6 protein-coding genes are annotated in these 11,963 nt (G+C 39.5%); 5 read left to right on the top strand and 1 reads right to left on the bottom strand.

From position 1 onward, the window contains the following. Positions 1–14: 14 nt before the first annotated feature. Entirely contained in the window at positions 15–3,314 is a 3,300-nt protein-coding gene (locus EWV60_RS07420) for a non-ribosomal peptide synthetase (RefSeq protein ID WP_287231699.1), read from the bottom strand. A gap of 582 nt (positions 3,315–3,896) precedes the next feature. Between EWV60_RS07420 and EWV60_RS07415 the strand changes: the two genes are divergently transcribed. The 5 genes from EWV60_RS07415 (at position 3,897) to EWV60_RS07395 (ending at position 11,946) form a co-directional block, all read left to right on the top strand. Next, positions 3,897–5,966, top strand: coding sequence for an ABC transporter ATP-binding protein/permease (locus EWV60_RS07415; protein WP_287231698.1), 2,070 nt, complete (start codon positions 3,897–3,899; stop codon positions 5,964–5,966). A gap of 61 nt (positions 5,967–6,027) precedes the next feature. Further along, positions 6,028–7,197 (top strand): DUF6014 family protein, encoded by a 1,170-nt coding sequence (locus EWV60_RS07410; protein ID WP_287231697.1) that lies wholly within the window; start codon positions 6,028–6,030, stop codon positions 7,195–7,197. A gap of 426 nt (positions 7,198–7,623) precedes the next feature. Continuing rightward, positions 7,624–9,636 carry a phospholipase effector Tle1 domain-containing protein gene (locus tag EWV60_RS07405; RefSeq protein ID WP_002750765.1) on the top strand — a complete coding sequence of 671 codons (2,013 nt, stop codon included), beginning with the start codon at positions 7,624–7,626 and terminating at the stop codon, positions 9,634–9,636. A 51-nt stretch (positions 9,637–9,687) separates the two neighbouring features. Then, positions 9,688–10,173 (top strand): hypothetical protein, encoded by a 486-nt coding sequence (locus EWV60_RS07400; protein ID WP_287231715.1) that lies wholly within the window; start codon positions 9,688–9,690, stop codon positions 10,171–10,173. 111 nt (positions 10,174–10,284) lie between these two features. Next, positions 10,285–11,946 carry a GUN4 domain-containing protein gene (locus EWV60_RS07395; RefSeq protein WP_002739099.1) on the top strand — a complete coding sequence of 554 codons (1,662 nt, stop codon included), beginning with the start codon at positions 10,285–10,287 and terminating at the stop codon, positions 11,944–11,946. Positions 11,947–11,963: the final 17 nt, after the last annotated feature.

Here is an 11,963-nt window from a genome sequence, read left to right as displayed (position 1 = left end):
CTGGGAGTTCATCGTTACAGTTGAGCTAATATTTGTTCTAGTTCTATTTGGTCGATTTCTAATAAGGGGAAATCTTGGGCGGTGTAATCTCCAGTATCCGCTTCAGGCGGCGGAGGATTCACTATTTCTGGTTCTGTTTGTGACTCGGTGACTCTTGTTGCTACTGTGGCTAATTCGGCGATACTTTGATGGGTAAATAATTGTTTGGGGGTTAACTCTAATCCTGCTTTTCTCGCTCTAGTAATGATTTGAATAGTCAGGATGGAATCGCCCCCCAGTTCAAAGAAGTTATCATAGATACCTACTGGCTCTACTCGCAAAACTTGTGACCAGATTTTAGCTAATATTTCTTCTTCTAGGTTACGAGGAGCAACAAAATTCAATTCTATCTCTCCACACAAGTTGGTTTCAGGTAAAGCGCGACGGTCAATTTTACCATTAGGTGTTAGGGGTAATGATTCCATGATTACGAAAGCACTGGGAATCATATAATCTGGTAGCTTTTCTTTTAAGAATTGTCGTAATTCATTGGGGGTTGGTGTTGTCTCTTTTTGAGGGACAATGTAGGCAACTAAACGTTTATTTCCTGATGTATCTTCCTGGTCAATAATAACCGATGATTGTACTTGAGAATGTTGTTTTAATACTGTTTCAATTTCCCCTAATTCAATACGGAATCCTCGTATTTTTACTTGATTATCAATCCGTCCTAAATACTCAATATTACCGTCAGGTAAATAACGCGCTAAGTCTCCTGTTTTATAGAGACGAGAATCTGGGTAATTACTAAAAGGATTAGGAATAAATTTTTCTTGTGTTAATTCTGGACGGTTAAGATAACCTCTTGCTAATCCTGCTCCACCTATATGTAATTCTCCTGGAATACCTACAGGTAATGATTGAAGATTGGAGTCTAAAATGTAGATTTGTGTATTAGAAATTGGACGACCAATGGGGATCCGTTGTCCATACATTTCTCTCTGACAATTCCAAAAAGTTACATCAATACAACATTCTGTCGGTCCATAGAGATTGCACAAATTTACATTTAGTTGGCTCAATAATTTCTCTTGCAAAGCCACTGGCAAGATTTCACCACCACAGAAGACTCGTTTGAGTAACTGACAATTTTCGATTCCTCCCTGTTCTAAAAGCATTTGCAGTAAGGATGGCACAAGTTGAACAGTAGTTACTTGCTGTTGGGCAATTGTTTTTAAGAGGTAATCGCTGTCGGTATGACCCCCTGGTTGAGCTATTAACAACTGTCCACCTACTAATAAAGGAGCGTAAAATTCCCAAACTGACGCATCAAAACTAAAGGGAGTTTTTTGCAGAACTCTATCCGTTTTAGTTAGGGGGAATGTTTCTTGCATCCAGAACATATGATTGGACAGGTTACTGTGGGAAAGCATTACCCCCTTCGGTTGACCAGTAGAACCTGATGTATAAATAACATAAGCTAAATTAGTTGCTTGTACATCAGTAATTGGATTATCCTGACTGAACTGAGAAATTAACTCCCAGTCAGCATCTAAACAAATAAGTTGTGCTTGATGTTCAGGTAATTTATTAATCAATTTCTGTTGAGTTAGTAACACTTTAACAGCAGCATCTTCTAACATAAAAATAATCCGTTCAATCGGATAATCAGGGTCAAGAGGGACATAAGCCCCACTCGCTTTAAGAATGCCTAATAATCCCACAATCATCTCTAAAGAACGTTCTACACAAATCCCTACTAAAGTATCAGGTTTTACCCCCAAAGATTGCAAATAATGTGCTAACTGATTAGCTCGACAATTTAACTCATTATAGGTTAATTGTTGACCTTCAAATACTACTGCAACAGCATGAGGTGTCCGTTCAACTTGTTTCTCCAACAACTGATGAATACACTTATCTAATGGGTACTCAGCCTGAGTATTGTTCCACTCAAAAAGTAACTGCTGTTGCTCAACTTCTGTGAGCATTGGTAATTGGGAAATACGCTGCTGTGGGTTAAGCACAATAGAGTTGAGCAGTCTTTCAAAATGCTTGGCCATGCGCTCAATAGTAACAGCTTCAAATAAATCAGTGTTGTATTGCCAACATAGCTTAATCACTCCTTTCGCTTCTCTCACCATTAAACTCAAATCCAAGTGTCCGCCCTGTTGTCCGAACAAGTGTGGCTCCATTGGCAACACTGATTTTTGCAGATGCAAGGAATTATTTTTTGGTTCACACCAAGTTTGTGCTTGCCAAGCAAAACTAACTTGAGAGAAAGGCGAACGGCTGGGATCGCGTTGTGGCTGGAGTTTTTCTGCTAACAGAGAAAATGGGTAATCTTGATGCTTTTGTGCTTGTCTAACTATTTTGCTGACTTGAGCCAGAAGTTCTGTAAATGTGGCATTCTCCTGGACAGAAACTCTTAAAACGGTCAGGTTAGAAAAGTAGCCGACAATCTCTTTAAACTCTTTACCCGGCCGTCCTCTCATCGGGCTGCATAAGAGGATATCTGTTTGATTGGTGTAGCGGTAAAGTTGGACGTAAAATGCTGTAAGCAGAATCTGATAAAGACTGGTGTTCGATGCTGAAGCTAGATGCTTGAGTTTTTCAATTAACTGTTCATCTAGCTTGACAATGTATGAGGCTCCCTCATAAGTCTTGACTGGGGGGCGGGGTTTGTCTGGGAGCAAATTCAAAATTGGCAATTCGCCAGCTAATTGTTTTTGCCAATATTGCCACTGTTTTTCTCCCCTATTACCCGATAGCATTGCTGCTTGCCATTGGACAAAATTTGCATAAGTTTTATTTTCATTCCAAGAATCTGGGGCTGTTTCTGTCTGCTGTTGACTAACTTGCTCCACTTCCTCGGGATATAAAGCTTGAAATTCACTCAGCAGTAAATTATAAGACCACATATCACCAGCAATGTGGTGCATTGTCAGCAAGAGAATGTGTTCTGCTGCTGAACGAGTAAATAAATTCACCCGCAAAACTGAATCTTTTTCTAAGTTAAAAGGGCGGTCAGCAATAGCATAGATTTTTTCTACTAATTGGTCTTCGCTCCAGTCGCTGGCATCTATTACCTCAACCTTAAAATTCTCTTGCTGGTTAACCTGCTGTACCGGTTTGCCTTCATAACTGGTATAGGTGGTTCTCAGAATTGGGTGCTTTTCAATAATTTTTTGCCAGACACGATTGACAACAGCAATCTCTAAATAAGCATGAATTTTTGCAGTAATAAATATATTATAAGCAACGCTCTCCGGAGCAATTTTCCAGATTAACCACATTGCTTCTTGACCCGGTGAAAGTGGGTAAATTGTTTTCATATTTCTACTCATGACTCGCCCGCATTTGTGATGATAAAAAAAGATTTCTAGGGGAGGGCGTATGCTTTATGCCTCTACAGAAACCGAATTTGCCCCACTGTAGGGGCGCAAGGAAGCCGAGTACAAAATGTAACATATATCGAACATTTTTCACCATCATGTCGCAAGGTCTGTTATCGCTTTGAGGGAACGGGGAACAGGGAACAGGGAAGAAAATCGGCGCACCTCATTGCTTTGAAAACTGTACCATGAAATCCTATCATAGAAAAGAAAATTTGTCATGGTCAACGAAATTCGGTAATATGTGGTAGTCTGAGAAGCGCTCACTAGCTTTAGCTATCCAAACAACGGTTACTTGTAGTAAGATAACGAGGGTTAAAAAAGCAGTAGCAGGGGGCTGAGAAAGCCATCTCTTTACACTGACAGATAAAGCGACGGGAGTATGTTAGCACAACTCAAACACAATAACCTTAAAATTGTCGGGGAGCTTTATATTTTCGCCAATTGCCTTCTACTCCGCCAATCCAGCCAAAATCTAAAATCATTCCAGCAAAATGTCCACAACTCAAATATAAATGCTATATGTCCGCCAAAGTCCCTCAAGATCGATCGACGACTAATATTATCTCCGATGTCAGCAAATTTTGGCACAGTGTCAAGCTGATCGCTGCTCCCTATTGGTATCCTACCGAGTCGGGAGGAAGGACTTTTGCCGATGTGATTCAAGCTTGGGCAATGCTCATCCTACTAATCGGGGTAATACTAGGAGTTGTGGGATTAAATGCCTTCAATAGCTTTGTTAGTAATTACTTAGTTGATGTCATTCTTGAAAAAAGTGATTTTGATAAATTTGTCAAAACTTTGGTAGTTTTTGCGGTTGGACTGCTCTTTGTCACCCTTTTAGTTGGCTTGCTTAAATTTCTCAGAAAAAGAATCGCCTTGGATTGGTATGCTTGGCTCAACGACTGGATTCTCAACAAATATTTGCATAATCGCGCCTATTACAGAATTAATTTTAAATCCGATATCGACAACCCAGATCAGCGTTTATCCCAGGAAATTGAGCCGATTACCAGTAAAGCTCTCTCCTTTTTTGCAGTTGCCCTGGAAAATGTCCTAGATATGATCACTTTTTTAGTGATTCTCTGGTCAATTTCTTCCTCTGTAGCCATTATCTTAGTCGTTTGGACAATTCTCGGTAACGTCATTGCTATCTATTTTAACCAAGCTCTAAATAAAATTACTCAAGAAGAATTAGAACTTAAGGCTAACTACAATTATGCTCTAACCCACATTCGTAATCATGCGGAGTCAATCGCTTTCTTTGAGGGAGAAAATCAGGAATTAAATATTATTCAGCGGCGATTTAATAAACTCTTAGACAGCGCTAAACGTAAAATTGATTGGGAGAGAGGCACAGAAATTTTTAGTCGGGGCTATCAGGCGGCAATTCAAGTATTTACTTTTGTCATTTTGGGTCCTTTGTATATCAATAGTGAGGGCATTAGTTTCGGACAGGTCGGGCAAGCCTGTTTAGCGGCTAATTTGTTTGCTACGGCGCTGGCGGAATTAATTAGTGAATTTGGCACTTCGGCACAATTTAGCAGTTATGTTGAACGTCTATCGCAATTTTCCCAAGCCTTAGAAGAAGTCATTAAACAACCGGAAAATTTAAGCACGATTAAAACCATCGAAGAAAACCAATTTTCCTTTGAAGATGTCACCTTGCAAACCCCCGATTATGAACAGGTAATTGTCGAAAACCTCTCCCTTTCTGTTCAGCCAGGACAAGGTTTATTAATTGTCGGTCCGAGTGGTCGGGGTAAAAGTTCCTTGCTACGCGCTATCGCCGGTTTATGGAATGCAGGCACAGGCCGATTAGTGCGTCCCCCCCTAGAAGAAGTATTGTTTCTGCCCCAACGTCCCTATATAATTTTAGGAACCTTGCGAGAACAGTTACTCTATCCCAATCGTAATCAAGAAACCAATGAGATAAGATTGAGGGAAGTTTTGCAAGAAGTCAATCTCCAAAATTTACTAAATCGAGTCAATAGCTTTGATACAGAAGAGCCTTGGGAAAACATTTTGTCCCTGGGAGAACAACAACGTTTGGCTTTTGCTAGGGTATTGATTACCCGTCCCAGTTTTACTATCCTCGATGAAGCCACAAGTGCTTTGGACTTAAACAATGAGGAAAATTTATATCGGCAATTGCAGAAAACTCACACAACTTTTATTAGTGTCGGACATCGGGAAAGTCTCTTTAACTATCATCAATGGGTTTTAGAACTCTCTAGTAATTCCCATTGGCAACTGCTTACAGTGGAGGAATATCGCCGACAAAAAGTGAAAGAAATTATTAATATTTCTGTCGATAGTTCTCAAGATAGGCGCGAAGATTTACCGAATCAGGAAACCGAGGTCAATCCTAAAATCAATTCTGTCGGGGAACCCCCCCCCGAATCGCCAACGACAACAATCTTAACAGAAGTCGAAGAGGGACTTTCCCATGCACAAATGAAGGAATTAAGCGACTATTCCCTCAGTAGCATCAGAAGCAAAGCCAGTCAGGGAAAATCAATTACGGGGAAAGATGGACTGACCTATCGCTATGACAAAGACCCTAAAATCTTAAAATGGCTAAGAGTTTAGCCGATGAGAGACCGGTCAAAAAACAACGTTAAACCATTACACCAACTTAGCTACCCAAAAAATGAATCAAACCCTGGTCAATCAACAACAGTTGTTCCAAGAAATCGTCCAAGATATCGAGCAAAATAAAATTGCAATCGCGGCGAAAAAACTGCGTCAACAGGAAGCAGATAGCTGTGAAATTCCGGCTCAGTGGCTCTGGAAAACAGCAGAGGCTTTAGAAACCAACGACTGGAGCATTTTATCAGAAGATTTCATTAATCTGAATTTTATCGGTAAAAATGGTTATTTTCTGATGATTGCTCCCTATCGCATCAATCGTCAGGGAGAACGACAACTCACGTTGAGTGCAATTTACGGAAAAATTCACCAAAATAGTCAACCTTCTATCGAACAACTAGAAAGCTTGACTCGTGAAAAATTTGGCAGTCTAAGACAACCGATTCCTAGAAATTTATCCTTTACTGAAATTGCCAGTTGTGGCACGGTTAAAGGTGAAAAGGGGGAGGCTTTTATCGTTCCCCATAGGTGGACTTTTCCCAATAGTGTTCAGGGGCCAGCTTTAAATAATGCCAGTGAGCAAAAAAGACGCTTTTCCGGTTCTAGCTATGAATGTATCCGAAAAATTTTTGAGCCAGAAACGGCCGATTTGCTATTAGGACCCCTGGAGGATCAAATTAATGGTGAACGCTATCGTCATCTCGATACCCAATTCCATGAAGCGGGTCATGCTAGTGGGTTAGGATTTGACTTAAAACTCAAAAATAAACTGTTTCAAAACTATACCTATGCCGGAGTCGAGGAGTGGCGCTCAGATAGTTTAGGCTTTGAATTTGCCGATTGTGCTTTACCTGCCGAAGAAGCGGGAAAATTAGTCGCTGTTAATTTCTGCATTCGCTTTGGTTTGGATGCTCACCGTTTAGGGGGTTTAGAAAAAGATGTGGATGTCCACGCTAGTTTGATCAGTTTGGAATATCTCTTGCAAAATGATGCCATTTATCTCACAAAAAATGGTCAATTGTCTCTGCGTAATGTCAGTTATCCAGGCTTACTAAAAGCGGTGGAAATGCACCGAACAAAAGCCTTATCTCTAACGCGAAGGGAGTTGAATCTAAATAGTCCAATAGGTCTTTTTGCTCTGTATAAAGTAGAGATTCATCCCGCAACCCAATTAATTTTTCAGGGACTAATTGTAGAGCGCTGCCGCGGAATTTGGTCAGATTTACAATAAGTACCTAGGGTTTGCTGATAACCGGCCCGGTGAGGGATGTCAGTCAGCCATCTGCATCCCACCAAAGCCTATTGATGGCGATAGGGATTGGGGTCAACTCCTCTGAGTTTCTGGCCACAGCAAGTGCCGGCTCTGGAATATTAGTCGTTGACTCCTAAGTAGCTGTTTGCAATTAAATAGAAGATAGGTTTTGCACTCGATCCCCCCTGCCCCCCTTAATAAGGGGGGTGCCGACAGGCGGGGGGATCTTAGAGTTTTTTACGCCCATCTACTTACACATTTATTTATATATATCGCTAGATAACTAAAATGTGTTAAGCTAGGCGGTAGCATTCTGGGAAATCACGACAGATAGATCAGTCTCTTATTCGTCAGAATCCCTGAACCCCTGATTACCTCTTTCTCCCCCGGTCGATGACAAAACCAATGGCTGAACAACGCTCTGTACTAAAATTTAATGGCATCGATGATCATATTGATCTATCCCACGGATTTCTTGACATCGATCAGAGTATTACCATTACATTTTGGGCAAAAGGGGAAAATAATTTAGCTACAGAAACGACTCTTTTAGAAGCTGTTAATCGGGAAAATAACCGGGTTCTACATATTACCCTGCCTTGGGGCGATCCCGTGAAACCTGCGATTTTTTGGGATGCGGGAAATGAAGAAGGTTTCGATCGAATTGAAAAAAAAGTCAAGCTTAAGGATTATAGCGATTGGACTCATTGGGCCTTTGTCAAAAATGCGACCACAGGCCGAATGTTGATCTATCGCAATGGTATCATTTGGCATCGTGGCAACGGTCATAACCGTGCCTTAACGGGGATTGAAAAAATCATCTTGGGAGCCTCTGTTAATCTCTCTCATTATTGGCAAGGTTGTCTTGCAGAACTTTCTGTTTGGAATCAAGCGCGTAGCCAAGAAGAAATCCAAAAAGCGATGTATCAATCTCCCTTAGTTGATGACCTTGGCTTAGTTACTTATTTATCACTCAATGGCAGTGCCGAGGATCAAACAAGTTATAGCAATCATGGTATTCTTTATGGGACAACCTGGCAACTAGATAGTCTTCCCTCCAAACCGACCTCGATCCCTAAATCAAAAACTCAGACTAGCAGTAAAGCTAGAAGGAGTGCGAAAAGGATAACAATGGTCAACGAAATTTTTAACTCCCTTGAAGAAGAAGAAGTGATTGAACAGGATGCTCCATCCGAAAATCAAGAACCTTCCCGGGAAGATAATTCAGAATCAATTATAATTGCCGCAGAAGCTGCTCTTGCCAGTAATGAAATTGAGGAGATTACTAAAACGGCAATTTCTCAACCGGATATACTGACTTATTCAAACCAGAAAAAACGGTTAATTATTTGTTGTGATGGTTCTTGGGAAAACTCTGGCAGTGCTTACCCCACCAACGTGGTTAAATTCGCCGAATCTATTAAGTATATTGCCGAGGATCAAACCCCTCAAATCGTCTTTTTGTCAGGTTCTGGCAGCGCCGAAGATAACGAATTTATTAAAAGTTTAGGGAATGAAACTTTTGGCTGGGGCCTTGATCGGATGATTCAAGATGCCTATCGTTTTCTTGTCCTTAACTACAATCCCACAACCGAGGATGAAATTTATTTGTTAGGTTTTAGTCGAGGAGCATATATCGTTCGTTGTTTGGCTAGTTTTATCGATAAATGTGGAATCCTAAAACGATCTAAGATTAAAGAAATTCCCCTAGCTTATCAACTCTATCGAGACCACAACGTTAGTTTCGATAGTGCCAAAGCTCAACAATTTCGTGCCGCTAATGCTAAAAAAATTGAGACAGAAAAGGAAGATTTTCAAGATCGTATTCCAATCAAGATGTTAGGTTGTTGGGATACAGTTGGTCATTTTGGTATTCCTGATTTAACTCCTTGGTTTCCCCTAGCTAAGTTTTATCATAAAAAATATGAATTTAGTAACACAAAATTAAGTCCGATTATCCAAAATGCTTTTCATGCTGTTGCCATTGATGAAAAACGGAAAAACTTCCCTTCCACTCCGATCAAAGCCAACCCCGAAAATCCTGAACAAGTTGTCAAAGAAGTTTTATTTGTCGGTGAACATACCTGTCTAGGTGGTGGCAAAAAAGAATATCAAGGACTTTCCGACTACCCCTTACAATGGATGATTAATCAAGCCAAAAAATTGGGATTAGAGTTTGACTCAACCACCTCTGAATTTGAGGAATTCCCAATTAAACTAGACCCCACCATCAAGTTCGATAATACCCTTAAGGGATTGTCGGCCTTGGGAGGTGAGCAATGGCGATATTTCAATACAAAAGTTGTCACTGTTCATCACAGTGTGGTAAAACGATTAAAGGCTTTTTCCGATTATCGTCCCAAAAGTCTTGAACCTTTTCTTCAAGCTTTACTTGACGGCGATCAACAGATAGATTAACCTTGCTTTAGAATTAAACTAATCCTTCGCTAGAAATTTGAGGTGATTTTTATGGAACTCGATAACATTATCAAAAAAGTGGCAGGTGCTTATTTAGCTTCGGCTGTTATTGCTGTCATCGTGCTAATTCTAACCCTCGGACAACCCTTTGTAGTTTTTATGGGTATTGGAGCGATGGGGTTGGTTACTGTCCTAGGAGATGCGATCGCTCAGTACGGAATTGAAGCGGTTCTGAATGCTTTTTACACTGAGCGAAGTAAAAAAGAATCCCTGGAAACACTTTTGGCTGAAATTGATGCTTTACCTCTGACTGATGACCTGAAATTAAAAACCAAAAAACACTTGACTGACCATCAAGAACAGACAGTAAAGCAGCAAGAAACGGTAACTGAGCCAACTCCTGAAAGTCCTCAAAGAGTTGTTATTGAAAATGAACCAGTTATTGAAAATGAACCAGTTATTGAAAATGAACCAGTTATTGAAAATGAACCAGTTATTGAAAATGAACCGGTTGTTGTTGAAGTTGAAAATGTTTAATTAGGTATTGCTCCCTCTTGCAATAGCTGGGGGCAGCGGATGATTATTGCTAAGTATTGAGGAATTTTTTGGTCTAAGATAGCTATGCTAAATAGGAACTCTCCACATCTGATGACCTATAAAAAAATTGCCATTTATGAGCAAAGCTATCAACTTCCTGTTTTTAAAAATAGATACTTAAAGAATTTTCAGAAAATCATCAAGGAACGTCGGAAATTAATTCAAGAAGGAGTTCGCTACCATTACTATTTTGGTAAGATTATTAAACGAAAAGAAAAAATTACTCAACAAGAAATCTTGATTGAGACTCAGTTATTAATTAAAGACTATAATTTATTAATTAACGGGCTAGAAATCTATCAAGACGGATATTATCGTTTTTTACTCCAACTCAGTGACAATCTCAAAATTTTATTTTCCCAAAAATATCAAGAATTAAAAATCTTAGACTACGAGAGAATAAAGTTAGAGATTAAAAATAATAATAATCAAAATATTCTCAATCAACTCAAGCTAGAAAAACAGGAAAATTTTCGGGCAATTTTGCTACTGGGAAAAACATCTTTTTTGATGTTGAGAAAAACTAAATTACTAGGGGAAGGAGTTCAGAAATTAGCCGAGGATACTCAAAAGCAGAAAAAAATTGTGCAAGCAATTATTCAAGAACTCAAAATTTATGAGGAATTAAATCATTATCAACTCAAATCTCAACGAGTTCGCCAAGAAATTGCTGATCTTGCCCAAAATGCGATTAATTTTGAAAACTACCTACAGGACTATTTTGCTCCTTTTCAATTATTAATAGAAGAAGTCATTAAGGTGGACGAAGAATTTTATGCAACGGTTGGAGAAATTAAGTATTTGGTAGACAATATTTTTCAACCTCAGCCTGATCTCTTAGAAACGTCAGATTCCAGCATAAGTTCTGAGTTTTTGCTAAATTTTCTAGCGACTGGTTACGAGAAAGAAGCAAGGTTAAAAGAGGCTTTTTCCTCTGATCAATTTAATGATTACTTATTCAATGAAAGTGAATGGTCAGCACAATTCATTTCCCTAGAAAAAACCATCAATAAATTATCTGATCATTTAGCAGAACAAGAGGCTTGTCAAAAAGACGCTATCCCAAAAACTCCCCTAGCAATAGTTGTCTCTCAATTCACTCAAAACAATCTTGACAAATCTTCTAGTTCTAAAAATCCCCCGACTTCCCCAAATATCTTAACTCAAGAATCGGCCGATCTTGATTATAATCAATTACAAGATTTGCTAATAAAGCAACAGTGGCAAGCGGCTGATCGCCAAACAACCAAACTACTATTAAAAATTTTGGGTAGAACCTACTGGAATGAGGTTTATCCTCAAGATATTGCTCAATTACCTTGTTCGGAACTGAAAAAAATTGATCAACTTTGGCTGCATTATAGTAATGGTCATTTCGGGTTTAGTATTCAGCAGGCCATTTTCTCTAGTCTCGGTGGTTTAGTGGATTATGAAACCCAAAAGAAACTTGGCGATCGCCTAGGTTGGCGGAAGGAAGGTAAATGGCTCAATTATGAGCAACTAAACTTTCAATTAGAGCCGAATTCTCCCCTCGGTCATTTACCGGTTCATTGGTTGATTTTTGAGGAAAATCTTGGTGATCCATCTGCCGAGGTTTCTGATCATCAAAACTCCGTGGCTTTCTGGAGAGTTGGCAATTGGTTATTATGGCAACTTCACCTCGTTTTCAGCAAAATTCAAGCCTGTGGAATTATTCCTCTGTCTGACTTTTAAAGCCATTATCCCATTAA

The sequence above is a fragment of the Microcystis sp. Msp_OC_L_20101000_S702 genome, assembly GCF_007095705.1.
Taxonomy (GTDB): domain Bacteria; phylum Cyanobacteriota; class Cyanobacteriia; order Cyanobacteriales; family Microcystaceae; genus Microcystis; species Microcystis ichthyoblabe_A.
The sequence above is the reverse complement of the archived record's forward strand: the minus strand, read 5'-3'. Positions and strand labels throughout refer to the sequence as shown.

Excerpts from the sequence above, each read along its gene's own strand:
- EWV60_RS07405 (WP_002750765.1), top strand. The coding sequence starts at position 7,624 with ATGGCTGAACAACGCTCTGTACTAAAATTTAATGGCATCGATGATCAT.
- EWV60_RS07415 (WP_287231698.1), top strand. The coding sequence starts at position 3,897 with ATGTCCGCCAAAGTCCCTCAAGATCGATCGACGACTAATATTATCTCC.
- EWV60_RS07400 (WP_287231715.1), top strand. The coding sequence starts at position 9,688 with ATGGAACTCGATAACATTATCAAAAAAGTGGCAGGTGCTTATTTAGCT.
- EWV60_RS07395 (WP_002739099.1), top strand. The coding sequence starts at position 10,285 with ATGACCTATAAAAAAATTGCCATTTATGAGCAAAGCTATCAACTTCCT.
- EWV60_RS07420 (WP_287231699.1), bottom strand. The coding sequence starts at position 3,314 with ATGAAAACAATTTACCCACTTTCACCGGGTCAAGAAGCAATGTGGTTA.
- EWV60_RS07410 (WP_287231697.1), top strand. The coding sequence starts at position 6,028 with ATGAATCAAACCCTGGTCAATCAACAACAGTTGTTCCAAGAAATCGTC.